The sequence below is a fragment of the Verrucomicrobiia bacterium genome (assembly GCA_035765895.1).
Classification (GTDB): domain Bacteria; phylum Verrucomicrobiota; class Verrucomicrobiia; order Limisphaerales; family DSYF01; genus DSYF01.
Genome location: DASTWL010000039.1, coordinates 108,547 through 132,000, shown reverse-complemented (window position 1 = coordinate 132,000; position 23,454 = coordinate 108,547). Strand labels below are relative to the sequence as shown.

At 62.2% G+C, this 23,454-nt stretch carries 23 protein-coding genes; 10 read left to right on the top strand and 13 right to left on the bottom strand.

Features of this window, described 5'->3' with window-relative positions:
* Nucleotides 1-59: 59 nt before the first annotated feature.
* From VFV96_08650 to VFV96_08605, 10 genes are all read right to left on the bottom strand, one after another.
* The gene (locus tag VFV96_08650) at nucleotides 60-1,601 is read right to left on the bottom strand and encodes a hypothetical protein (protein HEU5070467.1); all 1,542 of its coding nucleotides are present in this window, start codon (nucleotides 1,599-1,601) and stop codon (nucleotides 60-62) included.
* 4 nt (nucleotides 1,602-1,605) lie between these two features.
* Nucleotides 1,606-2,994 (bottom strand): ABC transporter permease subunit, encoded by a 1,389-nt coding sequence (locus VFV96_08645; protein HEU5070466.1) that lies wholly within the window; start codon nucleotides 2,992-2,994, stop codon nucleotides 1,606-1,608.
* A 113-nt stretch (nucleotides 2,995-3,107) separates the two neighbouring features.
* Entirely contained in the window at nucleotides 3,108-4,331 is a 1,224-nt protein-coding gene (locus VFV96_08640; protein ID HEU5070465.1) for an ABC transporter ATP-binding protein, read from the bottom strand.
* A gap of 3 nt (nucleotides 4,332-4,334) precedes the next feature.
* Entirely contained in the window at nucleotides 4,335-4,721 is a 387-nt protein-coding gene (locus VFV96_08635) for a type II toxin-antitoxin system death-on-curing family toxin (protein HEU5070464.1), read from the bottom strand.
* A 2-nt stretch (nucleotides 4,722-4,723) separates the two neighbouring features.
* The gene (locus VFV96_08630) at nucleotides 4,724-4,924 is read right to left on the bottom strand and encodes a hypothetical protein (GenBank protein ID HEU5070463.1); all 201 of its coding nucleotides are present in this window, start codon (nucleotides 4,922-4,924) and stop codon (nucleotides 4,724-4,726) included.
* A gap of 45 nt (nucleotides 4,925-4,969) precedes the next feature.
* Nucleotides 4,970-7,006, bottom strand: coding sequence for a cation-translocating P-type ATPase (locus tag VFV96_08625; protein ID HEU5070462.1), 2,037 nt, complete (start codon nucleotides 7,004-7,006; stop codon nucleotides 4,970-4,972).
* Between the two features lie 30 nt (nucleotides 7,007-7,036).
* Complete coding sequence (locus tag VFV96_08620) at nucleotides 7,037-8,200, bottom strand: protease modulator HflK (protein ID HEU5070461.1); 1,164 nt, start codon at nucleotides 8,198-8,200, stop codon at nucleotides 7,037-7,039.
* 4 nt (nucleotides 8,201-8,204) lie between these two features.
* Complete coding sequence (locus tag VFV96_08615; protein ID HEU5070460.1) at nucleotides 8,205-9,110, bottom strand: protease modulator HflC; 906 nt, start codon at nucleotides 9,108-9,110, stop codon at nucleotides 8,205-8,207.
* A 15-nt stretch (nucleotides 9,111-9,125) separates the two neighbouring features.
* Nucleotides 9,126-11,021: a protease modulator HflK gene (locus VFV96_08610; GenBank protein ID HEU5070459.1), complete on the bottom strand. Its 1,896-nt coding sequence runs from the start codon at nucleotides 11,019-11,021 to the stop codon at nucleotides 9,126-9,128.
* A gap of 56 nt (nucleotides 11,022-11,077) precedes the next feature.
* Nucleotides 11,078-12,040, bottom strand: a complete 963-nt coding sequence (locus tag VFV96_08605; protein HEU5070458.1) for an ABC transporter permease — start codon at nucleotides 12,038-12,040, stop codon at nucleotides 11,078-11,080.
* 127 nt (nucleotides 12,041-12,167) lie between these two features.
* Between VFV96_08605 and VFV96_08600 the strand changes: the two genes are divergently transcribed.
* On the top strand, nucleotides 12,168-13,058 hold the full coding sequence (locus VFV96_08600; protein ID HEU5070457.1) for a phosphoribosylaminoimidazolesuccinocarboxamide synthase: 891 nt from the start codon (nucleotides 12,168-12,170) through the stop codon (nucleotides 13,056-13,058).
* Between the two features lie 10 nt (nucleotides 13,059-13,068).
* Here VFV96_08600 and VFV96_08595 read toward each other — a convergent pair whose 3' ends face one another.
* Nucleotides 13,069-13,566, bottom strand: a complete 498-nt coding sequence (locus VFV96_08595; protein ID HEU5070456.1) for a GAF domain-containing protein — start codon at nucleotides 13,564-13,566, stop codon at nucleotides 13,069-13,071.
* A 170-nt stretch (nucleotides 13,567-13,736) separates the two neighbouring features.
* Between VFV96_08595 and VFV96_08590 the strand changes: the two genes are divergently transcribed.
* From VFV96_08590 to obgE, 4 genes are all read left to right on the top strand, one after another.
* Nucleotides 13,737-14,657: a tyrosine recombinase gene (locus tag VFV96_08590; GenBank protein ID HEU5070455.1), complete on the top strand. Its 921-nt coding sequence runs from the start codon at nucleotides 13,737-13,739 to the stop codon at nucleotides 14,655-14,657.
* Between the two features lie 167 nt (nucleotides 14,658-14,824).
* Nucleotides 14,825-15,136: a 50S ribosomal protein L21 gene (rplU, locus tag VFV96_08585; protein ID HEU5070454.1), complete on the top strand. Its 312-nt coding sequence runs from the start codon at nucleotides 14,825-14,827 to the stop codon at nucleotides 15,134-15,136.
* Between the two features lie 5 nt (nucleotides 15,137-15,141).
* Nucleotides 15,142-15,405, top strand: a complete 264-nt coding sequence (gene rpmA / locus VFV96_08580) for a 50S ribosomal protein L27 (protein ID HEU5070453.1) — start codon at nucleotides 15,142-15,144, stop codon at nucleotides 15,403-15,405.
* 85 nt (nucleotides 15,406-15,490) lie between these two features.
* Nucleotides 15,491-16,663: a GTPase ObgE gene (gene obgE, locus VFV96_08575; protein HEU5070452.1), complete on the top strand. Its 1,173-nt coding sequence runs from the start codon at nucleotides 15,491-15,493 to the stop codon at nucleotides 16,661-16,663.
* A gap of 38 nt (nucleotides 16,664-16,701) precedes the next feature.
* Here obgE and VFV96_08570 read toward each other — a convergent pair whose 3' ends face one another.
* Both VFV96_08570 and VFV96_08565 read right to left on the bottom strand, forming a co-directional pair.
* Nucleotides 16,702-16,971 carry a DUF2442 domain-containing protein gene (locus VFV96_08570; protein ID HEU5070451.1) on the bottom strand — a complete coding sequence of 90 codons (270 nt, stop codon included), beginning with the start codon at nucleotides 16,969-16,971 and terminating at the stop codon, nucleotides 16,702-16,704.
* A complete protein-coding gene (locus VFV96_08565) occupies nucleotides 16,931-17,170 on the bottom strand; it encodes a DUF4160 domain-containing protein (protein ID HEU5070450.1) in 240 nt (79 codons plus the stop codon). The genes VFV96_08570 and VFV96_08565 overlap by 41 nt, the downstream gene beginning before the upstream one ends.
* 103 nt (nucleotides 17,171-17,273) lie before the next feature.
* Here VFV96_08565 and VFV96_08560 point away from each other — a divergent pair, with 103 nt between their 5' ends.
* The 5 genes from VFV96_08560 to VFV96_08540 all read left to right on the top strand — a co-directional run bounded on the left by VFV96_08560 (nucleotide 17,274) and on the right by VFV96_08540 (nucleotide 23,437).
* Nucleotides 17,274-19,223, top strand: a complete 1,950-nt coding sequence (locus tag VFV96_08560; protein HEU5070449.1) for an ABC-F family ATP-binding cassette domain-containing protein — start codon at nucleotides 17,274-17,276, stop codon at nucleotides 19,221-19,223.
* Nucleotides 19,224-19,344: 121 nt separating this feature from the next.
* Nucleotides 19,345-20,784 carry a hypothetical protein gene (locus tag VFV96_08555; GenBank protein HEU5070448.1) on the top strand — a complete coding sequence of 480 codons (1,440 nt, stop codon included), beginning with the start codon at nucleotides 19,345-19,347 and terminating at the stop codon, nucleotides 20,782-20,784.
* Between the two features lie 6 nt (nucleotides 20,785-20,790).
* Nucleotides 20,791-21,861, top strand: a complete 1,071-nt coding sequence (locus tag VFV96_08550) for a hypothetical protein (GenBank protein HEU5070447.1) — start codon at nucleotides 20,791-20,793, stop codon at nucleotides 21,859-21,861.
* A 98-nt stretch (nucleotides 21,862-21,959) separates the two neighbouring features.
* Complete coding sequence (gene mtnP / locus VFV96_08545) at nucleotides 21,960-22,829, top strand: S-methyl-5'-thioadenosine phosphorylase (protein HEU5070446.1); 870 nt, start codon at nucleotides 21,960-21,962, stop codon at nucleotides 22,827-22,829.
* On the top strand, nucleotides 22,826-23,437 hold the full coding sequence (locus VFV96_08540; GenBank protein ID HEU5070445.1) for a CDP-alcohol phosphatidyltransferase family protein: 612 nt from the start codon (nucleotides 22,826-22,828) through the stop codon (nucleotides 23,435-23,437). The genes mtnP and VFV96_08540 overlap by 4 nt, the downstream gene beginning before the upstream one ends.
* The last annotated feature ends 17 nt before the right edge of the window (nucleotides 23,438-23,454 follow it).

Sequence of the window (23,454 nt, the reverse complement as noted above, 5' to 3'; positions counted from 1 at the left end):
CTGACAAAGCCACTTCGTTGACAAACAAAGTCACTTTGTCAGTGCGCAGAACGGCTGGATCAGTCAATGCGCGGCGCAGCGGGCGCGTTGGTGGTGCCAGAATTGGCCGAAGGGGCGGGTTTGGCCACGCGCGGCGGCAGGGGCACACCGAGCTTGGTGGCAAGGTGCGCGGCCATGTCGTCCGGCAGGCCCTGTTCGGGGTCGAGCATGCGGTGCAGGACATCCCGTTGAATGTCAGCCAGCGGAGGCATGTTGATGGCGCCGTTGCGCGCCGTGACTTTGGACTCGTAAACATCGTGGGCCTTGCGGGCGAGGAGCATGAAGCCGGCGGCGCGGTCGTCGTCGTCCATGATTGTGCTGAGGTAGGATTGCGTGACGAGGCCTTCGAGCACGTTCTTCATGCCCTTCTGGTCGGTCTCGCCGATGGCTTCCTGGAGCTTGGCGACGCAGTATTCGTCGAGCGTGACATTCCGCGGGAAGGAATTGGGGTCGCTGTCGATGATGGTTTTGTCGGGATATTTTTCGCCGAGATACTTGAACCACCTGGCGGCGTCGGCCACGCGGTTATGGATGTAGAGGAAGTAAATCGCGTCGCGGAGGAAGTTGCGGTGGCCGGTGGCGATGTTGGCCCGCATGTCCGGCTGTTCCTTCATCTGCTCCTCGTAGGCGGCGTTGACCTTCGGGATCAAGGCGAGGTTCGGGGCGTATTCAAAGGTCTTGGTGAAGTAGTTCGGCACCAGGCGGCCGCGTTGGAAGGCGAGCTGCATGCACTGGTAGATGACGCGGCGCAGCGTCATGACGTCTTCCTGTTTGACGCGGTCGGGAAATTCCTTGGCGCGCATGAGGCCGACGTGCGCCCAGTAAATGGCGTAGGTCTCCGGCATGCGCCAGTCGAGCGGGCCGTATTCCTTGTCCACCTCCAGCACGGTCTTCGGGTCCATGCCGAGCTTGGTCTGCATCAATTCGGCGCGCTGGCGGAGATCAGGCGTAGTGGGATGGGCAAGGGCTTCGAGGCTGACGACGTTGGTGGAGCCGAAGACCTTCGAGGTCTCGAGCACCCACTGTTGTTTGTAGAACATGTGGCCGTCGTCGAGATTGGCGCCGATTTTGTGCTGAAAGAACCACGCGAGCTCGCGGTAGATGAGGAGGTCGTTCGGGTTGTATTTCAGCCCCTCGTCGCGGAGGAGCTCGATGCCGCGTTGCACCCAGCGCCAGCGGTCGGTGTAATCGCCGGGGGCGTTTTCCTTGAACTTGACCGAGATGTTGTAGGCCATGTTCCAGGCCTGCACGAGCCAGACCTGGGTGAAATGCGGTTCGAGCTTGGTGATCCATTCGGCCAGTTGCGACATCTCGAAAAACTTGTCCTGGTCCTGCAGCTCGTTGGCGCGAATCCACAGGATGTTGGAAATCAATCCGCGAAAGCCACCCAGGGCCACCGTGGTGAAGGCCAGCACGGGCGGCATGTTCTCCAGCGGCTGATCCAGCCGCGTGAGGCCAAGCTCCTTGCGGTCCAGGTTCAACGAGCGTTGCGTGAACCCGCCCGCGGCCAGGAGGGCGAGGGCGAGCACGACGAGGAGAATTTTTTTGAGGCGCGATGACATGAGCTCACTGCGTTCCCTGGGCGGTGGCCAGTTCCCGCCGGCTGAAGGTCCAGATGCCGAACACGGCCAGCACGCCGCCCAGCAACAGCACGATCTGGCCGAAGGCCTGCCCGAGCAGGGGCCACGGAATGCTCCGGCCCGTGCTCAGCGCGTCTACCGGCGAGAAGTCCTTGGCGAGATTGATCAGATTCAGGATGCCGCGAAACAGCGGGACCGCCACGGCGTCGATCGCCGAGTGGCCCACGGCGCCGGTTTCCTCGTTGGCGCCCATCACAGTGCCCTGTTCCACCACGGACGCCAGCGTGCCTGTTGAAAGGGTGAGCGTCAGCGCGGCCAGCGACGCAAACGCCGCCACCGGGAAGGAAAGAAAACTGGCCGCCGACAACCCCAGGGTGGCGAACAGCGTCATCCAGCAGAAAATGATGCCGAGGCCGCGGATGAAGTTCAGCCCGAAACCGCCTTCGCGATACAGCACCTCCATGCCGTCCTCGAGCGGGAAAATCAGCGTGGTGTTGTTCAGGTTGGCAAAGGAGATGGTCAGCACGCCGTTGGCGTCGAACAAATCCGGGTCGATCTGGATTTCGTGAAACGTGTCCGGCGCCAGGCTCATCGGCCCGCTCGTCCAGAGCTTGGTTTTGTCCGGCACGCCCACCTGCCAGAGACCGGTGAAGGTGCCGCTCGGGCTCTTCTCGGCCGCGTTGAACTTCACCCGCAGAAACAGCGGCTGGCCCTTCAGCGAATGCCGCGCAAAGCCGAGGTCGATTTCCCACGTGCGATACGTGCCCGGCGGCACGACTTGAATCTGGGCCTTGATTTTCTCACGAATCTGCCGCCGCACCTCGGCGAGGTCGGCCTTGGTCACGGGGTTCTTGGCGAGGCGTTCCTGCAGCGCCTTGTCCGTCTCCGCCTCGATCTCGGTATCGAAGCTTTTTTCCCGCGCGGCGCCGCGGGCGACGAGCACCTCGTTGCGCAGGGTTTCCTGCTGCTTGGGCGCCAGGCTGTGCGACTGGTAGAGCAATTGCCCGTAAATGCAGGCGCCCGCGATGGCCAGCAGCGCGGCATCGAGCGACACGAGCCCGAGCCATTTGCCCAGCCAGATTTGCCAGCGGGCAATCGGTTTGGTGACCACCACCTGGATCTGGCATTCCTCGATGTCCCGGGCCAGCGTGCCGCAGGCCAGCCAGAGCGTGGCCAGCCCCAGCAACGCGGTCACGGCGCTCAAGGTGTAGGTCAGCTGGACCTGGGTGAACTCCTGCGCGGTGAAATGCGGATCATGCAACATCCACGGCAGACCCACCACGGCCCCCAGCAGCAACACCGTCACCACGATGAACAGCCGGAATCGGAAGGCGGCTTTCCACGTGAGCCAGGCGATGGCGAGAATGCGCTGCATCAGTTCAAAAAATTAACCACAGATGGACCGGATTGATCACGGAACCCGTAAATCGTCGCGAAGGGCGAGAATGGAAATCGGTGTTTCATCCGTGTTTCAACTGTGGCTGAAAATCAGTTCTTCTTCCCGCCCAGCAGCGACGACAACTTTTCGTTTGCCTTGCTCAGCTCTTCCGGCGTGGCCGCGGGTTTGGCCCCGGGCTGGGGCGCGTCGGACGATGGTGCGGGCGGCGTTGGCTTGGCCTGAGTGAGTTCGGCCAGTTTTTCCACGGAAATGGCCCGTGCGGTGGGCGCCGGCTCGGCTGCCGCCGGTTTGGGCGCAGCGGCGGGCAGCGTGAGACGCTCCAGCAATTTGTCGGTCGCGGGCTTCGCTTCGCCGCCGGCACGGAGGTATTCCGCGACGCGGGCGCCGGATTGCGCGCCGGAGGTTTCCGCCGAGGCGCGGGCCTTGTTCACCACGTCGAGGAAGTAGCTCTCGAGATTCTGCGTCGGATTGTCCACACGGACTTTGCCGGCGTCCACGTCCTTGCGGATGACTTCCAGCACGCGTTCCATCGTTTCGCGCGGCAATACGGGCGTCGTGATGCGCACCACGTCCGGCGTGGCGAGCAGTTCCTTCAGCGTCCCCAGCGCCTGCACCTTGCCGCCGTAGTAAATCACCACGCGATCGCACACGTCCTCGACGTCGGAAAGCAGGTGGCTGCTGAGAATCACCGTCTTGCCGCGGCGCGCGAGGGCGATGATCAGATCCTTCACCTCGCGGCAGCCGATGGGATCGAGGCCGGCAGTCGGTTCGTCGAGGATGACGAGGTCGGGGTCGTTGATGAGCGCCTGCGCGAGGCCGATGCGGCGCTGCATGCCCTTCGAGAATTCACCCACGGCGCGGGTCTGCGTCAGGTTCAGGCCGACCATTTCGAGCAACTGATCCGTGCGCTTCTGGCGTTCGCCGGGCGGCAGGTGAAAGAGGTTGCCGAAGAAGTCGAGCGTTTCGCGGGAATCGAGGTAGCGGTAAAGATAGCTTTCCTCGGGCAGATAGCCGATGCGCGACTTGGTCGGCACATGCTTGGGCGAATGGCCGAACACTTCCATGTGCCCTTTGGTCGGATTGAGCAGGCCGAGGAGCAGCTTCACGGTGGTGGATTTGCCGGAGCCGTTGGGTCCGAGCAGGCCGAACACCTCGCCGCGGCGCACCTCGAAATCCACGTTGTCCACGGCGCGCGCCTTGGGCCGGCCCCAGAAATCCTTGAAGACCTTCGTCAACCCGCGCACGGAGACGACGACCTCGCCCGCTTGCGGGTTGCGGGATGTGGATTGCGGATTCAATTCAGCGACGGCCATAACTCACTTTTGTTCTGCCAGTCGGCGGATCACTGCCGCCAAACCGGGCTTGTCCAAAGTCTTCTTTGCGATGTCGATCATCGCGCTGTAAAGCGCCCCGTCATCTTTCGGGAAGCCAGCCCCGTTCACTTTCAGAAACGCAATCGCTGCTGCAACAGCCGTTCGTTTATTTCCATCCACAAACGCCTGGGCTTGGGCCAAGTGAAAGGCATACGCGGCAGCGATGTCATACAGATTGCCGCGGCCATACCAATATGCGTTCTGCGCCGAGCCCAATGCCGAGCCGACCAAACCCGCTTCCCGAATCCCGGCCGAACCGCCAAATCGCTTCAGCGATTCATCATGGAGATACAGCACTTCAGCAATCGTTAAAAACCTCGGCTCGTCCACGGTTATTGAGCGAGTTTGCGGAACAACTCGGCATTCGTGTTGAACACTTCATCCGCCACCCGTTTGAATTCCTCGCTCACCTTATCTCCCGCAGGCTGTGCGATTGTGCCCGCGGCTTCCGCTGCATGAATGAACGCAGTCACCTTCTGCTGCTCCTCGCGGGGCAGCTTCTTGATTTGCTCGATGACTTCAATGGCACTCATGTCATCAAATTACTTGAGTTCAAATATGGCAGCAAGGCGACCGCCTTAGGCCACCTTCGGCTCCAATTGTCCCGTGGCTTCGGGGCGCGAACCGCCGCTGCTCGCGGGCGTTTCCGTGTGCGGATGGTAATGCTCCAGTTCCTCGCCTTTGCGCACGAGGCGGGCGCTGTTGAAAATGACGATGAGTGAACCGGTGTTGTGGAGAATGGCGGCCACAATCGGTCCCACGTAGCCCAGCGCCGCCAGCGTCAGGCCGGCAACGATGAAGAAGATGCCGAAGAGGAAGTTCTGGTTGATGACGGCCCGCGTGCTGCGCGAGAGCTGCACCAGGAACGGCAGGCGGCGCAGATCGTTGTTCATGAGCGCAATCGTTGCACTGTGGATGGCCACTTCGCTGCCGGCGGCGCCCATCGCGATGCCGATGTCGCCCGCGGCCAGCGCGGGCGCGTCGTTCACGCCGTCGCCGACCACGGCCACCTTGTAGCCCTTGGCCTTCATTGCCTTCACGAATTCGACCTTGTTCTGCGGCAGGCAATCGCCCTTGGCTTCTTCGCAGCCGATTTCCGCCGCGACGCGCGTGGCCACCGGCTGGCGGTCGCCAGAGATCATGGCCACACGGCGCACGCCGCTTTCCTTCAGGCCGGCGAGCGATTCCTTCGCCTCGGCCCGCGTCATGTCCTGCATGCCGACCCAGCCGATGAACTTCCCGTCCCGGGCCACGAAGATGAGGCTGTAACCCTCGGTTTCGTTGACGTCCACGGACTTGAGGAAATCCTCCGTCACGCCGTTGTCCTTCAGCCATTGCGCGCGCCCCACGAGAATGGCGGCCGTGTCCACGCCGGCCTTGATGCCGCGCCCGGCGGTTTCGGCGAAGTTCTTGGGTTCGGCGAGCGTCAGCCCGACATCGGCGGCGATGTTGGCCAGCGCCTTGGCCGTCGGGTGATTGCTGTATTTTTCCGCGGTGGCCGCCAGTCGCAGTAATTCCGCGGGCTGCACGCCGTCCACGGGGGCGAGCCGGCTGACGGCCAGCTGGCCGGTGGTGAGGGTGCCGGTCTTGTCGAAAATGAAGGCATTGATTTTGGCGGCGGCTTCGATGTCCGCGACGTTCTTGATGAGAATGCCCAGACGCGCCGCGGCGGACAGGGCAGCCACCATCGCCGTTGGCGTGGCGAGGATGAACGCGCACGGGCAGGCCACGACGAGCACGGCGATGACGCGTTCGAGATCGCGGGTGAAGGCCCACACCAGCGCGCCGATGACCAGCACCAGCGGCGTGTAGAAGCCCATGTATTGGTCCACGATCTTCATGATCGGGAGCTTGGTTTTTTCCGCGGCGAGAATCAGTTCCCGCACCCGGCCGATGGTGGTGTCGGTGCCGGCGCGGCTGACCTTGATTTCCAGGACGCCGGTCAGGTTCTGCGTGCCCGCGAACACCTGATCGCCCGGGCGTTTGTCCACAGGCAGTGATTCACCGGTGATGGTCGCCTGATTGAACGAGCCTTCGCCCGCCGCAATCACGCCGTCCGCCGCGACGTTGTCGCCGGGCCGGATGCGGATGAGATCGCCCACGGCCAGTTCGCTGGCGGGAACTTCCTCCTCGGAGCCGTCTTTCTTGAGCCGGCGCGCCTTGGTGGGCGTGATTTTGATGAGCGACTCGATGGACAGCCGCGCCCCTTCCGCCGTGCGGGTTTCAATGATTTCACCCATCAACATGAAGAACGCCACCACGCCGGCGGTCTTGTAATCGCCGCTCGCAAACGCCGCGAGCACGGCAATGGCGACGAGTTCGTTGATGCTGAGCAGCCCGAGCCGCAGGTCTTTCACCGCCGTCATGATGATGGGCAGGCCCAGGATGATGGCGCCGATGAAGCCGCTGACGCTGGCCACGGTGTGGCCGCCCTCGAACAGCCAGTCCACGATGAAGGCGTTCAGCACGAACACGACGCCGATCAGCGTCTGTTGCAGGCGGATTTGCGTGTGCGAATGCTCGATGCCGCAGGCGTCGCACGTTTCGCCATCGTGATGATGGTGATGGTGATGATGTCCGTGCTCTTCCCGGCTGAGGAGCGATGTGACTTGCATGGCGTTAAAACGTTGAACACTGGCGCCCGCTCAAGGCGAGGGCTTTTCGGTCTTGATCTTCGGCGGTTCGCGATTGAGCAGCAGGCGCAATTCGCGGGTTTTGCCGTTGGCGGCCTCGGAAAGGTATATCTTGTCCTGCACGTTTGTCATCACACGTCCCAGCGTTTCCATGAGGCGGGCCTGCACGAACAGTTGCGGGTTTTCCTCGTAGCGCGGCAGCAGGTCTTTGAACCGGGAGGCCTCGGCTTTCAGGCTTTCCACATACCAGGTGCGGTCGGACTCCGCGGTGTTGGTGAGCGAACTGGCGTCGGCGTCGGCCTTGCTGATGACCTGGTTCTGGTAGGTGCGCGCCGCGCTGATCAGGTCGTCGCGCTTCTGTGCGGCGTCGGCCACCCGGGCAAAATCCGTCTTCAGATACAACGGCGGCCGGCTGGAAACCTCGAGCTGCTCGACCACCACGCCGACTTTTTGCCGGGCCAGCAGCTCAACGGTGTGACGGCGCACGGTGTCCTTGTATCCAAAGACGTCGCGGGAAAGGATGTCGTCCACCTTGAACTCCGAAGCGGCCTGCACGAGCGCGTTGTTCAACGCGTTGAGCACGGCGTTCGATGCGCCGGCAAAGTTGAACACGTAGGTGATGGGGTCCTCGATGCGATAATTCAGGACCGCGCGGGAGTGGATGATGTTTTGATCTGCGGTCAGCACGTAGCCATCCACGGCGGGATTCAGCGAAGGCATCGGCGGCGGCTCGGTGCCGGCGAGTTCCTGTTCGGGTGTGACGAAGAACCAGCCCACGGTGGAGGTGACCTGCTGGATCTCGGTGAACGGCACCTTGACCACTTCGTCCACCGGATACGGAAAGGCGAAGTGCAGTCCAGGCCCGAGCAGCGCCTTCTGACCTTCGCCCACGGGCCGGCCAAAGCGGAGAATGATGGCGCGCTCCTGCGGGTTCACGACGAAGAACCCGGAGACCAGGAAGACGCCCACCAGCAGGACCATGACAATCTTGACGATGCCGAAGCTGCTCTTGAGCGCTTCGGACAAGGCCTGTGCACCCGGGTCGAGGGGCATTTCCGGTTCGGCTGGCCGGCTCGTGGGCGTGGCTGGACGCGCATGCGCGTGCCCGTGGTCGTGCGGGTGGCCGCCCTCGGGCTCGTGCGAATGATCGTGCGGGTGATCGTGGTCCTGGCTCATGCGCTCACTTGCTAAGGAGGTTGGTCGAGGCGCCGTTGAACAGGTCGAACGGCGGCGTATTCGCGTCAAAGATCAGCGTGGAGCGTTCCTTCAAGGATTGTTCCAGGGCGTCCAGGCGCAGCAGGAAAACGGCGAGGTCGGGATTCTTCTGGAAGGTGGGCAGCACCTGGGCGGCGTAGGCTTCGCCCTCGGCGCGAATGCTGCGGGCCTCGCGTTCGGCGTTGGCCAGGGTCTTGGCCGCGTCGCTGTCCGCCTTGGAGCGGATCTTCTCCGCCTCGGCAGTGCCCTTCGATTCATAATCGCTGGAGAGCACTTCGCGTTCGCGCTTCATGCGGTCGAAGACGGATTGCGTGACGCTTTCGGGCAGGCCGATTTTCTTGAGGCCCAGGAAGTCCACGGTCAGGCCGTAACTGTTGGTGGTGAGCTGGCTTTGCAGCTTCGCGAGGATTTCGTTTTCGATCTGGGGGAATTTGGCCCCGCCGCTGGCCGAAACAAAATCGCTGAAGGGATGATTGCCGACGACGCCGGCGGTGGCGCTGCGCACCATGCCTTCCAGCACCTTTTGCTCCGCTTCGGCGGTCGAGTCGCCGCCGAACTTGGGGAAGAACGCCTCGGGATCGGTGATGTGCCAGCCCACGTAAACCTGGGCGAGCAGGTTGATGCTGTCGCTGGTCAGGCCTTCGATCTCCTTGCTCTCGTAGGACTGCACGCGCTGGTCGAACTTGTAAACCTTCTGGATCGGCCAGGGCAGGCGGAAGTGCGGTCCCGCCAGGCACGGTGCGCCAGTGGGCTTGCCGAAGGTCGTCACAATGGCGACCTCCGATTGCCGCACCTGGAAGACAAAGAGCAGCACGATGAAGACGAAGAGCAGAATAACACCGATGGTGATGCTGACGGGATTGCGACTCATAGCTGGGAATTCAATTTACTTTTTGGTGGGGACGGTCACGTCGAGCAGGTCGCGGCTGATTTTGTCCTGCAAGTCGAACACGATCACGTCCTGCGTGTTGGTGGTGACCAGAATGTATTTCCGCGCGTTGGCCGTGGCCTTCGCGAACGTCTGTAAATAGGCGCGCTGCGCGTAAACCGCCGGGGCGGCTTCGTAGGCGGGAATCTGGTTCGTGAACAGGGCGGCGCGGGCACCGACGTTCACCTCGGCCCGCTGGCGGTCGGCTTCCGCCTCGGCAATGGCCTTGAACGCATCTGCTCCGGCGATGGCATTCGTTCGGATCGCCTCGGCCTGCGCGGCAAGAATCTTCGCCTGCTTTTCCTGCGCGGCACCGACGACCTTTTGAAACTCGGAGGCGACGGTGACCGGTGGATGAATGTCCTGCAGGCCGATGTAGTTCACGGTGACGCCGAGGCTCGGCTGGACCGCGGCCACGGCCGCCTGAATGCGCCGGCGGAGCAACTCGGCGGATTCCAGCCGGTTGCGCGCCAGCACGTCGGTGATGTCCGACTCCGCCAGATAGCGGATAACTTCCCGGGTGGCGATGTCCTGCAACAACTGCGCGGAATCCTTGTGATGATAAACCCAGGCCTTGAGGTCGCTGATGACGTAGTGGACCGGGAAGCTGACCGTCAGCAGGCTGACCGGCGGAGTGGTTTTGCCGGCGGCCTGATTGGCGCTGTCCACCGAAGCCCGGTCCTTGTTGCCGACCAGCAGCAGTTCCTCCTTGGAATGCGCCAAGTTCCACAAAATCACCGGTGAATTGGTCTTGGTCGGGTCCGGCTGCGAACCGATGGTGAACACCTGCACCTGTTCGGTCCGGTAGCGGTAGGCACGGTCAATCGGGTAGGGCCACTTGAAATGCAGGCCAGGCATGAGTTCGCTGCGGCCGGCCACCGGCTTGCCCCAGCGTTCCAGCAAGGCGCGTTCGCCCGGATCGACGAACACGACGCACGTGGACAGAAGCAGCACGGCGAATTGCAGGATCAGCAACCAGCCCAGGGCACGCTCGAAGAACTTGAAGATCCACGTGTCGGAAACCTTGAAACCAAACTGGTAATCAAACGTGTGGGCGGCGGTTGTGAAAACGTCCTCCGGATGGGCCAGCAACCCCACGAGGCGGCTTTCGTAAACCGGCCGGGTGAGCTTGCCCTTCACGCGCGGCCGGTAGATTTCGAGGATCAAATTGAGCAGCGTCTCGACGGCGGTCAGGCCGAGCAGAACGGCCAGCACCTTCGCCACCACCAGATCGAGATTCGGCACCCCGGCCTGCACGCCGGCCACCGCGCCCGCGCCGACGGCGGCCAGATAGGCGCAGAGCAACATGTAGCTGGAGCCCGGGCGCAGCAGCCGGTGGTTTTCCAGCCGCGCAATCGTGGCCGAGAATTTGCCCAGCAGGAACAGGATTAACGCGAACAACGCCAGCAACGACAGCGTCACCATCGGCTGCTTGAGTCCGGTGAGTGTGGTTGGCAGGGCGAGCCACTTCCACGCGAGCCAGGCGCCGCCGGCTTGCAGGAGGAAGATGATGATGGTGAACGCCGGCACGAACCACTTTTCAAACTGTTCCCGCGATTGTTGGGCGGGAAAATTGCCGGCGTCCTGCGTTTCAAACAGGCTGGACCCGCCCTTGGTCCGGGCCAGCTCGTCAAATTCCAGCTTTTCGGCCCTCTCGCGCTCCTCCAGCCGCATCTGGAACCAGCTCACGATGGCGATGAGCGCGCCAATGGCCATGAAGCCCGCGGTCAACAGACCGGCCAGCGCGTGACCGGTTCGGGCCAGCGCAAAGGTCGTCACGGCGCCGGCCAGCAGCGCCAGCCAGTTCACCAGTCCGTTTTTCTGAATGCTGCGTTCCATTTTGGTTTCAACCACAAAAGACACGAAATCGACCAAACCGGTTCAATTTCGCGCGATTTATGGCTTCAAATTCAACTTAGTTCCCGGTCCTCAAACATGGCGGTGGCGACGGCCAGCGCCGCGCCGACATAACAGGCCATGTAGCCCGCTGCCTTCGCCACATAACCCCAGTGAAACGTGCTCCGGCCCGTGGACAACGCGTCGGCAACCCAGAACTGTTGCCAATTCGGGACCACACTGTAAAGCACCGTGCCCCACCAATGGCCCTTGTCCGCGGCGCGGCCAAACAGGTAATCCGACATCAGGCCCAGCAAAAACAGGGCCGAGCAGATGGCCAGGGTGGGAATCATGTCCAGCCGGGTCGAGCAGGCAATGGCCAGCGCGGCCAGAATCCAAAGGGCAAACAAAATCAAGATGCCCGCCGGCACCACATTCCAATCCACGCCGTGCGCGAATTCCTGCGCCTTGCCGTGCTGGTTGAAAAAGTTGATCACGACGAACGCCAGCGTCGCCATCAGAATGACGCCCAGCACCGCGTCGGAAACAAAGGGCCGGCGCAGGAAGAAGTTGCTGAAGCCGCCCAGTGCGTAAGCCGTCACCAGTGCCATGGCAAACACGCCGAGCGCAAACAGGTCCGTCGAGCCGTAGGCGTCAAACGCCATCCGGCTCGCCAGCAGACAGCCCAGCAGATTGACGTAGGCGAGCAGGGCCAGCGCGACGGCCACCCCGATGAATTTGGCGAAGATGAACTGCGCCCGGCCGACCGGTTTGGCCAGCACAGCGAGCGCGGTGCCGGCGCGAATTTCACGCGCCAATGAGGCAGAAGCACTCACCACCGCGCCGAACAGCCCCGCCAGCAGCATCACCGCCAGCGTGCTGTTCTTCACCAGTTTGGGCTCGTCGCCAAAGGCAAAGTAGTAGGGTGTGGCCAGAAACAGAATAAACGCCACCGACGCCGTCATGAGCAGCAAGAACACGGGCTGCCGGATGAGTTCCATGAAGGCGTTCCGGGCAATGGTGGCAAACTGTCGCATCTGGTTTTGGTCCGCAGAGGTTACTCGACTGCGGGCTCATTGCAAACCGTTAGCAGGATTCCGGCCGGGCCGGCCCCGGCGCGTTTGCCTTGAACTTTCGGCGTCCCTCGCCATCTTGGCCAGCGCCATGAGTGTTCAGCCGTTGCTCCAACTCGATTTGCCCGGCGTCAAAAAGCTCAAAAGCGGCAAGGTGCGCGAGATTTTTGACCTCGGCCACGCCTTCCTGCTCGTTGCGAGCGACCGCATCTCCGCGTTCGACGTCATCATGCCCAACGGCATCCCGCGCAAGGGCGAGGTGCTGACGCAGATTTCCCACTTCTGGTTCGCGAAGTTCGCCGCGCTTGTGCCGAACCACCTCCTGGCCGGGCCGGACGATCCGTTGCCCGCGAATTTACAGCCCTTCGCCGCCCAGCTTGCCCGGCGGTGCATGATCGTAAAAAAGGCCAAACCCCTGGCCATCGAATGCATCGTGCGCGGTTATCTCAGCGGCTCGGGCTGGAAGGAATATCAGAAGTCGCAAACGGTTTGCGGCATCCAATTGCCCGCCGGCTTGACCGAATCCGCCGAACTGCCGGAGCCGATTTTCACCCCGTCCACCAAGGCTGAAGCAGGCCACGACGAGAACATTTCGTTTGCCCGCGCGCAGGAAATCGTGGGGCCAGATCTGGCTGTGCAGGCGCGCGACCTGAGTTTGAAGGTTTACCGTGCGGGTCGTGATTACGCGCGGGAACGCGGCATCATCATCGCCGATACGAAATTTGAATTTGGCGTGTGCGACGGGAAGTTGATTCTGATTGATGAAGTCATGACGCCGGATTCCTCGCGCTTCTGGCCCGCCGACCAATACACGCCCGGCCGCAGCCAGCCGAGCTTTGACAAGCAGTTTGTCCGCGACTACCTGGAGACATTGGACTGGAACAAAACCCCGCCCGGACCGGTGTTACCGCCGGAGGTGGTCGCCAAGACGGCGGCCAAATATTTCGAAGCCTACGAGCGGTTGACCGGCAAAAAGCTGTGACGAGACGTCATTACTCGCGCTGCCAGTTCGAAGCCCCCACCAGCACCTGCGCCAGTGTTTCCAAACCCGCCTGATCCGCGGCGTCGAAACGGTTGAGCTTTGGGCTGTCCAGATCGAGCACGCCGAGCAACTGCCCGTTTTTCACCAGCGGCACGACAATTTCCGAACGCGAAGCCGCATCGCACGCAATGTGGCCGGGGAACTGGCTGACGTCCGGCACGCGCACGGTTTGGCGGGTGGCGGCGGCTGTGCCGCATACGCCCTTGCCGGGTGCGATGCGCACGCAGGCCGGTTTGCCTTGAAACGGTCCCAGCACCAGTCCGTTGCCGGCGAGACGATAAAAGCCGGCCCAGTTCAGGTCGGGGAGCGAATGCCACAACAGCGCGGCCGTGTTGGCCGCATTGGCGATGAAGTCCCTTTCAACCGCCAGCAAGGCGCGCAGTTGCTTTTCCATAGCGGCGTAGGCGGCCGTCTTGTCCGCCAAGTCTGGCGGCTTCAGTTCAAACATGGGCGCAATGTGCGAGGCGGAGGCGTCGGCGTCCACGGCAAATCCGCGAACGTCGGCCCGGGCGGCTGCGCGCGGACAGCGGGAACATTGCCTTTACCGGTGGGCGAGTCCAATCGGAGGAATCTCACCATTGGCGTGATTTTTCGGGCTGGCCGATTACGCTGCCTGCCGTGCAGGCTCTCGTCGAAGATTTCCTGGTTTATCTGCGCCATGAACGCGGGCAGGCGGAGCACACGCAGCGCACTTACGCGGCGTTGCTGGGCAAATTCGTGGCCTGGGCGGAAACGCAAGGGCTGACGGACTGGCGTCAGGTCGAGTTGAAGCATCTCACAGCGTTTTTGCAACACGAGCGCGCGCGCCCGCTGGCCGGCGAACCCAAGGAATCCACGCAGCGCCTCAGCAGTGAAAGCGTTTACCTGGAAATTGCGGCGCTCCGGGCGTTTTACCGCTTTGCCGAAAACGAAAAGCTGTTGCCGTTGAATGCCGCCGAGAATCTTGCGCTCCCCCGCCGCTGGAAACGGCTTCCCAAGGCGCTGACGGACGCCGAGATCAACCGGCTTTTGCAGCCCGAATCGCCCGAGACGCCGGCTACGTTGTGCGATCAGGCGGTGCTCGAACTGGCGTATGCGTCAGGCCTGCGGCTGGCCGAGTTGCGCGGTTTGCGGCTGGAGCAATTGCACCTGGAGGCCGGCTTCATCAGCGTCATTGGCAAGGGGAACAAGGAACGCGTGGTGCCGGTGGGTCAAACCGCCGTGGCCGCGTTGCATCGCTATTTGGCCGCCGGCCGGCCGAAGCTGGTGACGGCCCGTTCGCCTGCCAATGTCTTCCTTACGCAGCGCGGTTCACCCTTCGCCGCCGTTACGCTCTGGAAGCGCATCAAGGACCGCGTCCGGCGCTCCGGCGTGGCCCGCAACGTCACGCCGCACATGCTGCGGCACAGTTTCGCGACGCATTTGCTCGAACACGGCGCGGACTTGCGTGTGATTCAAGAAATGCTCGGGCACGCCACGATCAGCACGACGCAGATTTACACTCACGTTAGCGGAAACCGCCTGCGCGAGGTGCACCGGCGATTTCATCCGCGGGCTTAGACGGCGCGATGGGGCCGCCCCGGCAAATCGGAAAATCGCGGATTCACGGCTCCACCAGGCCGTTGGCGGGAGGCCGCCGCGGAAACCGGCCCAAAACGCCCCAAAAACTGGCATTGACTTGCCGGGACCGTTTTGGTGTTATCTGTGCCCCTTTGCGGGATAGAGCTATGTATGCTGTTTTAGAAACTGGTGGGAAGCAGTATCGCGTTACCAACGGCGATACGCTGGAAATCGAACGCCTTGAAATCGAGGCCGGCAAGCCGGTTACGTTCGACCGCGTGTTGCTTGTGAACAACGACGGCAAGGTGTCCGTGGGTGCGCCCACGGTGACCGGTGCCACGGTCGTGGCGGATGTCGTTGCCCACAAGCGTGGCGACAAGGTTGTCACCTTCAAAATGAAGCGCCGCAAGGGCTATCATAAAACCATCGGTCACCGCCAGGAGCTGACCGTGGTGAAGATCACCAACATCAACGCGTAAATTTTATGGCACATAAAAAAGGTCAAGGCAGCACACACAACGGGCGCGACAGTCACAGCAAGCGTCTGGGCGTGAAGCGCTATGGCGGCCAGGTCGTCAGCGCGGGCAGCATCATTGTCCGTCAGCGCGGCGCCAAGTTCGTGGCCGGCCAGAACGTCGGCACGGGCCGCGACTGGACCCTGTTCGCCCTTGTGGATGGCAAGGTCTTCTTCGACCAGGAAAGCCGCCGCGTCAACATCGCGCCGCTCGCCGCCGCCGCCGCGAATTAAGCCCAATTTTCCGCAACACGGCGAGGTTTCGGCCTCGCCGTTTTTTATTTGAGGCCGTTGCCTGACGTTTCAAACTTCGCCCGCCATGTTCATTGATGAAATCAAGGTCTATGCCCGCGCCGGCCACGGCGGCAAGGGCTGTGTTGCGTTCCATCGCGAAGCCTACATCACCAAGGGCGGCCCGAGTGGCGGCAATGGCGGCCGCGGTGGCGATGTCATCCTTGAAGCCGACCATGATCTGAACAACCTCATCGCCCAATACTATCAACCGCGCCTCGTCGCGCAGGAGGGGCAGGCAGGCATGGGCAAAGGCATGGATGGCAAGGCGGGCAAGGATCTCGTCATCAAAGTTCCCTGCGGCACGCTGGTGTGGAGACTGCCGAGTGCCCCGATGGCGGAAGCGGGATCAGAAGCCGACACCCCAAAAAGCTCCGGGCTGAAAATCAGCACCGGTCATCGCCCCATCATTCGCACGTCAGGCGATGAGCGGGCGATGGAAGTGGACTTGTCCGCGGAAGAAGATGCCACCGAGTCCTTCAGCCTCGAAAAGGGCGAACTCGTCTGCGACCTCACGCAACACGGCCAGCGTTTCACGCTTTGCAAAGGGGGGCGCGGCGGCTTGGGGAACCGCAACTTCGCCACCGCGCGTCGGCAGACGCCGCGTTTCGCCCAGCCCGGCGAATCTGGCACCAACGAAGGTGAATACCTGCTCGAACTGCGCATCGTTGCCGAAGTCGGCCTCGTCGGTTATCCCAACGCCGGCAAGTCCACGCTGCTGACCGCCATTTCGAAAGCGCGTCCGAAGATCGCGCCGTATCCCTTCACCACGCTGACGCCGCAAATTGGCATCGTGGAATACGAGGACTGGAAGCGCCTTACTGTCTGCGACGTGCCCGGACTCATCGCTGGCGCACACGACAACGTCGGGCTCGGCCACAAATTCCTGCGTCATATCGAACGCTGCAAGATTCTCATCCTCCTCCTCGACATGGCGGGCACCGACAACCGCGCGCCGTGGGACGATTACAAGTCGCTGTTGGACGAGTTGGAGCTTTACGACCCCGGACTGCTCGAACGCCCGCGCTACGTCGTGGCGAACAAGATGGACGAGCCGCAAGCCGAGGCGAACCTGAAGGCCTTCAAACGCAAGATCAAGAAGACGCCCGTTCTGCCCATCTCAGCCGCGTTCGACGAAGGCATCGACAAGTTCAAGAAGCTGATGCGCGAGGCGGTGGAGGAAGCCGAGGCGGAAGCCTGACGCGAGGAAGGCGGACGGAGGGTGATGATGGAAGTGCGTCAGCGAGCCGTGCCAGCAACCAATGGATATTTTTCCGGGTGAACGATGCGATCCAGGTCCAAGTCCACATCGAGATCCGGCCAGTAGAGATGATCGCCGTGCGACAGTTCAACGTTGAACAACTGATCCAGCGTGGCCTTGCGAAACCACGGGAAGTCGTCGTGCCCGAGAAAATACTCGCGGTCAGCCACCATCAGCCAGAAGCCGTGCGGCGAGACGTTCAGCACTTCAACGCCCGAAGTGGCGCTGCCAATGTTCGCGGATTTCATTTTCCCGTTCCTCAACAATTTTCTGCAACTCGTTCAGTTCGGTCGAGCCAAGGCCCTTGTTCAAGGCCAGCTCAATCGCCGGCTCCAACCAGAACTTGGCCTCGCCGTCCGGCGAAATTACATGCACGTGCAGACGCGGCTCCTCGCGTGAGAAGAAATAAAACCGGTAATTACGATACCGGAAAATTGTCGGACTCACCTTGGCAGGCTAACAGCCCTGTGTTGGTCATTCAAACACGGAAATCGGCCGCACCTTGGGGCCATTCTCCAGCCTCTATTCTCAATCCTCGTCTTTAACCAAGATGGTCACCCTTTCCGAAGTCTCCAAATCCTACGGCGAGAAGATGCTCTACACCGGGGCGACGCTCACGCTGACGCGCGGCGACCGCGTGGGGCTCGTCGGGCCGAACGGCGCAGGCAAAACCACGTTGTTTAATCTCATCCTTGGGCGCGAGGAAGCCGACGAGGGCAAGGTCATCGTCGAGCGCAACACGCGCATCGGCTATTTGCCGCAGGAAAGCGCGCCCGTCGGCGACGAGGCCGTGATTGAACTCGCCACCGCCGTCTCCGAGGAATACGTCCGCCTGCGCAAGCAGGTCATCGCCATCGAAGCTGGTCACCACGACCACGTGGATTGGAACGACGACGTGCACAGCCGCTTCAACGACCTTGGCGGCTTCCAGCTCGAAGCCAAGGCCAAGCAGATCCTCAAGGGCCTCGGCTTTCGCGACAAGGATTTCGACCGGCCCGCGCGCCAGCTCAGCGGCGGCTGGGTGATGCGCGCGCACCTCGCCCGCCTGCTCGTCTGGGAGCCCGACGTGCTCATGCTCGACGAGCCCACGAACCATCTCGACCTCGAGACCGTCCTCTGGTTTCAGGAATACCTTTACCATTATCCCGGTGCGATCCTCGTCATCTCGCATGATCGCGAGTTCCTGAACTTCCTCGTGGACAGTATTGTCGAGCTGCGCATGAGCCGCCTGTTCCGTTACCGCGGCAACTACGATTCGTTCCTCGAACAACGCGAAGCCAACGAAGCGCAACTGCTTGCCGCCTACAAGAACCAGCAGCGTGAGATCGCGCGATTGCAGGAGTTTGCCGACCGCTTCCGCGCCAAGAACAGCAAGGCCTCACAGGCGCAGGCCAAGTTGAAGCAGATTGAGCGCATGGACAAAATCGAGGCGCCGACCGGCCCCGAGGCGACCGTGGATTTCAGCTTCCCGCAGCCCGAGCGCAGCGGGCAGAAGGTTGCAGTAATGAAGGGCATTCACCACGCCTACGGTGAGAACGTGATTTATCGCGGCGTGGATTTCCAGGCGGAACGCGGCCAGCGCATCGTGTTCGTCGGGCCGAACGGCGCGGGCAAGAGCACGTTGCTGAAGCTCATCGCCGGCGTGCTGCCCGTGCAACAGGGCGAACGCGATCCGGGCTACAACGTGAAGGTGGGTTACTTCTCACAATATCGTGGCGATACGCTGCGCGGCGATCTGACCGTGCTCGAAGAGGCGCTCGATACGCCGCAACGTGTCACCGAGACGTTCGTCCGCAGCGTGCTCGGCTGCTTCCTGTTCCGCGGCGATGATGTCTTCAAGAAGGTCAGCGTGTTGAGCGGTGGCGAAAAAAGCCGCCTCGCGCTCGTGAAGCTGCTGCTCGATCCACCGAACCTACTGCTCCTTGACGAGCCGACCACGCATCTCGATCTGTCGAGCGTGGACGCCTTGCTCGGTGCGCTGGAGGAATATACCGGCACGATCATCTTCATCAGCCACGATGTGTATTTCATCAAGCAGCTCGCGAATCACGTCGTCCATGTGAACGCCGGCACGCTGACTCATTACGGCGGTGGTTACCAATACTACCTCGACAAGACGGCGGCCACGGACGCCCGCGTTGCACTGACCGCTGGAGCATCGCCTTCGCGGACGACCAGCAGTGCTCGTGAAGTTCGGCCCGCCTCCGAACCCGCGCTGGATCGCAAAGCCCAAAAGCGTCTCGAAGCCGAGCAACGCAACGCCCGTTCCCGCGAGCGCAAAGCCCAGCAACAGATTGTTCACCACTTGGAGAAGCAGATTCAGGAGCTGGAGAAACGTCAGGCTGAAATCACCGCCGAGTTGGAAAAGCCCGAGACCTACGAGAAAGGCGGTTCCGCCACGCAGCTCAATCGCGAGATGAGCCATAATGAGGAAGAGTTGCTACGCCTCAATTCCGAATGGGAAGCCGCCGCCAGCAAATTGACTGAGCTGGAAGCGTGATTGGTCAGGCTGTCCGGCTGCGGTTTCGGGCGGGTCTTCCGTGCGCATTAGGCTTTGCCGAACGGCTGCGCATCCTTTAAAAGTGGACGGGCCGGCAATCGTCAGCGGCATTTGGGGCAAAATGAAATTCCTTGGTTCACGAGGCAAAGCGCTGTTCGTCAAACCGCGGGTCCGCGGGTGGGCGCTGTCCCTGCTGCTGCTGTTAGGTGTGGGCGCCGACACGCCCGCGGGCGCGCAGGGGATCGGGCTTTCGGTTGGCGTTTCTGCCATTTCGGCCACGGTCAATGATGCGGTGACCTTCACCATCAATGTGACCAATCTGACCGGGGTGATCCTGCAAAACGTTTACGTGACCAATGCGTTTGCCGGCAGCGCGGCGGTTCAATTTGTGAACGCCACCAACAACTGGAGCGGCGGCACGATTTTCACCAACGCGACCAGCGTGCTGTTTGGGATCAACCAGTTTGGCAATGGCGCGGCGACGCGAATGAGCGTGACCATGCGGCCCACCACGGGCGGCGTCTTTACCAACGCGGTTACTTTCAGCACGACCACTTTGACCAACTCCGTCGCGACCAACGTCGTCGTGGCCGTGGCTTATCCCGCGGCGGATCTGGCGTTGACCCTGGCACCACCCGCAGCGCCGATCGTTGTGAATGACTGGGTGACGTATGGACTGACGGTGACCAATCTGGGGACCAACACCGTCGCGAATGTGCTGGTGACGAACACCGGCTTTGCGGCGATGCGTCTGCTCAGTCTCTCGCCCGCAAACCAGGCTTACACGCTGACCAATGGCGCGCTGGTCTTCAACGCCGGCACGCTGGCCGGCCATGCGGGCCGCAGCTTTCAAGTCGCGGTGCAGCCCACCAACGCCGGGCTGCTGGCGTTGTCGGCCACGGTTTCGGCCACGAATATTTCGGAGGTCAACCTCACCAACAACACCGCCAGCACCAATCTCAGCGTGGTGGCCTTTGACGCGACGCCGCTGATCGCCACCAACGCGTCGGCTATGACTTACGATCCGCAAACCGGGTTGATGGAACAACACGTGCAGTTGGTGAATGTAGGAACCAACTCCGTGGCGGCGGCACGCGTGATTGTGGCCGGCCTGACCAACCAGCTTTACAACGCGGTCGGAACCAACGACGGCAACCCGTATGTGGTTTATGCGGCGTCGCTGGACGCGGGGCAATCGGTGGGCTTGGTCCTCGAATACTTTGTTCCGACCCGGCTGCCCATCAACGTGCCCGATTCTGCTTACACCGCGGTGGGTGTCCCGGCGGTGGACTGGTCGGCTCCGTCCGTGGTGGCCCCTGATATTACGGTGATCAGCAATCTGGGGCCGGCGGGAATCCTGATTGAATTCGCGGCGCTCACCAACCGCAGCTATACGATTTACTACAGCGCCGACAGCACGTTCACGAATGCCCAGGCGGCCCAGCCATCCGTCGTGGCACCGGCCAACCGTGTGCAGTGGATTGACGACGGGCCGCCAAAGACGGTCAGCCATCCGACCAATGTCATGTCGCGTTTCTATCGCGTGCGGCTGAACCCTTGACGCCTCATGAAAGCACGAACCTCCTCCTTCCGTTCCACGCCGGGCGTGATGCCGCGCGCGGTTGTGATCGGTCTTTTGGGGCTGGTGGCGCTGGTGGATTCGACGCAGGCGCAGTTCAATCCTGACTGGACCCGGCACTTTCGCGTGGGCGCGCTGACTGGCTTCAACATCAAGGGCGATTTCAAGATGGATGGGATGTTTAGCGTGTCCGGCAACAACGCGGGCGCGACCGGTGTGAGCGGGGTGAACCATCGCTACGACGACGGTTACGTTCTGGTGGACGACACGGGCAACGCGCAGCAATGGACTTCCTACTGGGGTTACGACAGCGCCTCCCAATACGATGCGGCAACCCATCAGCTGTTCATGCACAGCTCGTCCTCGTTTTCGGCGACGGGTTCCGGCAGCGCGCAGGACGACGTGGCGTTGGGCGTGGAACTGGCTTACGGCGGTGAATTGAAGCGTTGGGGACGGACCTCGCTCGGCTGGGAACTGGGATTCGGCTTTCTGCCCATTGGCCTCAAGGATCACGGCGCCATGCCTGCCACCGTGAACCGCTCCACTTATGCCTTTGACACGGGCGGCATCGTCCTGCCCACGGCCCCTTATCAGGGCGGTCCCGGCGGCGTCGGGCCAACCATTCACGACGTGGCAACGCTCGTGGGCAGCGACACGGTCTCGGGCACGCTGACCGGCTCCCGCAAACTCGACGTCACGCTCTACTCCCTGCGGCTGGGGCCGACGTTGTCCGTCAATTTGAGCCCGCGCTTCAGCGTGGCTGGCGGACTCGGACCCGCCGTGGGGCTGGCCACGGAGACTTACAAATACGACGAGGCCATTGCCTTTACCGATGGCACATCGGCCCACAATCGCGGGTCATTCGATGCCACGGATGTGGTTTACGGCGGTTACGTGAACGTTACGGCCGTTTATCATGCCGAGGAAAACGGCGATATTTTTCTGGGTGTGCAATACATGCCCATGAGTGCTTCCACCATCACCGGACCGGGGCGCTCGGCCAGGCTGGACCTGCAAGGGCAGGTTTACGTGACGCTGGGCGTCAACTGGCCGTTTTAGAGCCGCGGTTGGCGCGCGGCATCGTTCCGCCCGCCGGGTGGCCGATTCGCCGGAACATGTGCTTGCCCCGGCCGACCGCCTCCGGAAGATTACGTGCCATGAAAGCGGCAGCACAGCGCATCGGCATCATTGGCGGCACGGGCCTTTACCAAATTGACGGCTTCACCCAGCAGAAGTGGGTGAAGGTCAAAACGCCATTTGGCCCGCCCTCGGACGACCTGCTGACCGGGAAAATCGCCGGACGCGACGTGGTGTTTCTCGCGCGTCATGCCCGCGGTCATCGCATTCTGCCCAGCGAGCTGAATCACCGCGCCAACATCTGGGCGATGAAGAGCCTCGGTGTCTCGTGGATCATCAGCGTCAGCGCCGTCGGTTCGCTCCAGGCAAAACTCAAGCCCGGCGACGTCGTGCTCGTGGACCAATTCCTCGACCGCACCAAGCGCAGTTTCGAGCACACGTTCTTCGGGCGCGGCATCGTAGCGCACATCGCGTTTGCGCACCCGGTTTGCGAAGGGTTACGAGCGCTGCTCCTCAAGTCTGCCCGTGCCTGCAAGGCGCGCGTCCACGATGGCGGCACCTATGTGAACATGGAAGGTCCGGCCTTCAGCACCCGCGCCGAATCGCTCGCCAACCATGAAGCCGGTCACAGCGTCATCGGCATGACGAATCTCGGCGAAGCCAAGTGCGCCCGCGAGGCGGAGATTTCCTACGCCACCATGGCGATGGTGACGGACTATGATTGCTGGAACGCGGCGCACGATCACGTCACCGTGGAAATGGTCATCGACTGCCTGCACAAGAACGCCGCGACCGCCAAGCGGATCCTCCTCGACGCCATCCCGCGCATTCCCACGGAACCCAATTTCAAAAACCACCGCGCCTTGAAGAACGCCATCATGACCGACCGCAAGCTGTGGCCGGCGCGGACCGTGGCTGAACTGCGGCCGCTGTTGGCAAAGTATCTGTGAAGCGGCACCTGCCTTTTGCCCTGACCACGTTGCGCCTGCTGCTGGGGCCGGTTGCCCTCACTTGCGCGCTGACCGGCGTGGACCGGCGGGTGTTTGTTCCGCTCCTCCTTGCCGGCACGCTTTCGGACATTTTCGACGGCGTCCTCGCGCGTCGTTTTGGCGTGGCCACGCCGGCGTTGCGCCGCTACGACAGCATCACCGACGTCATCTATTATCTCTTCATCCTGGCCTGTCTTTGGCTGCGTTGCCGGCCGGTCGTGCTGGATAATGTGGCGGCGATCGCGGCGATCCTGCTTTCCGAAATCGCCGTCATCGCGGTCTGCGTCGTGAAGTTTGGCAAGTATCCGGCCACGCATTCATGGCTGGCAAAATTCTACGGGCTGTGCCTGCTTGGCGCCCTGATGGCCTTGCTGGCGTTTGCCGCCGGGCGCTGGGCGGTGCTGGGCTTGATGACCGTGGCGCTGGTCACCAACCTGGAAATCATCGTCATGCATCTGCTCGCCCGGCAACCTCCGGTGGATGTGAAGAGCATCTTCTGCCTGCGGCGCATGCCTGCCGTCCCGCCGGCCGTGCGTTCACGACAGGTGCCGCAGCATCGTCCGCCTTGACCGCTCCCGGCAAAGCC

Coding starts and splice junctions, on each gene's coding strand:
- VFV96_08555 (HEU5070448.1), top strand. CDS start 19,345: ATGAAATTCCTTGGTTCACGAGGCAAAGCGCTGTTCGTCAAACCGCGG.
- VFV96_08625 (HEU5070462.1), bottom strand. CDS start 7,006: ATGCAAGTCACATCGCTCCTCAGCCGGGAAGAGCACGGACATCATCAC.
- VFV96_08560 (HEU5070449.1), top strand. CDS start 17,274: ATGGTCACCCTTTCCGAAGTCTCCAAATCCTACGGCGAGAAGATGCTC.
- VFV96_08570 (HEU5070451.1), bottom strand. CDS start 16,971: ATGAAATCCGCGAACATTGGCAGCGCCACTTCGGGCGTTGAAGTGCTG.
- VFV96_08595 (HEU5070456.1), bottom strand. CDS start 13,566: ATGTTTGAACTGAAGCCGCCAGACTTGGCGGACAAGACGGCCGCCTAC.
- VFV96_08630 (HEU5070463.1), bottom strand. CDS start 4,924: ATGAGTGCCATTGAAGTCATCGAGCAAATCAAGAAGCTGCCCCGCGAG.
- rplU (HEU5070454.1), top strand. CDS start 14,825: ATGTATGCTGTTTTAGAAACTGGTGGGAAGCAGTATCGCGTTACCAAC.
- obgE (HEU5070452.1), top strand. CDS start 15,491: ATGTTCATTGATGAAATCAAGGTCTATGCCCGCGCCGGCCACGGCGGC.
- VFV96_08645 (HEU5070466.1), bottom strand. CDS start 2,994: ATGCAGCGCATTCTCGCCATCGCCTGGCTCACGTGGAAAGCCGCCTTC.
- VFV96_08620 (HEU5070461.1), bottom strand. CDS start 8,200: ATGAGCCAGGACCACGATCACCCGCACGATCATTCGCACGAGCCCGAG.
- VFV96_08640 (HEU5070465.1), bottom strand. CDS start 4,331: ATGGCCGTCGCTGAATTGAATCCGCAATCCACATCCCGCAACCCGCAA.
- VFV96_08605 (HEU5070458.1), bottom strand. CDS start 12,040: ATGCGACAGTTTGCCACCATTGCCCGGAACGCCTTCATGGAACTCATC.
- VFV96_08600 (HEU5070457.1), top strand. CDS start 12,168: ATGAGTGTTCAGCCGTTGCTCCAACTCGATTTGCCCGGCGTCAAAAAG.
- VFV96_08615 (HEU5070460.1), bottom strand. CDS start 9,110: ATGAGTCGCAATCCCGTCAGCATCACCATCGGTGTTATTCTGCTCTTC.
- mtnP (HEU5070446.1), top strand. CDS start 21,960: ATGAAAGCGGCAGCACAGCGCATCGGCATCATTGGCGGCACGGGCCTT.
- VFV96_08650 (HEU5070467.1), bottom strand. CDS start 1,601: ATGTCATCGCGCCTCAAAAAAATTCTCCTCGTCGTGCTCGCCCTCGCC.
- rpmA (HEU5070453.1), top strand. CDS start 15,142: ATGGCACATAAAAAAGGTCAAGGCAGCACACACAACGGGCGCGACAGT.
- VFV96_08550 (HEU5070447.1), top strand. CDS start 20,791: ATGAAAGCACGAACCTCCTCCTTCCGTTCCACGCCGGGCGTGATGCCG.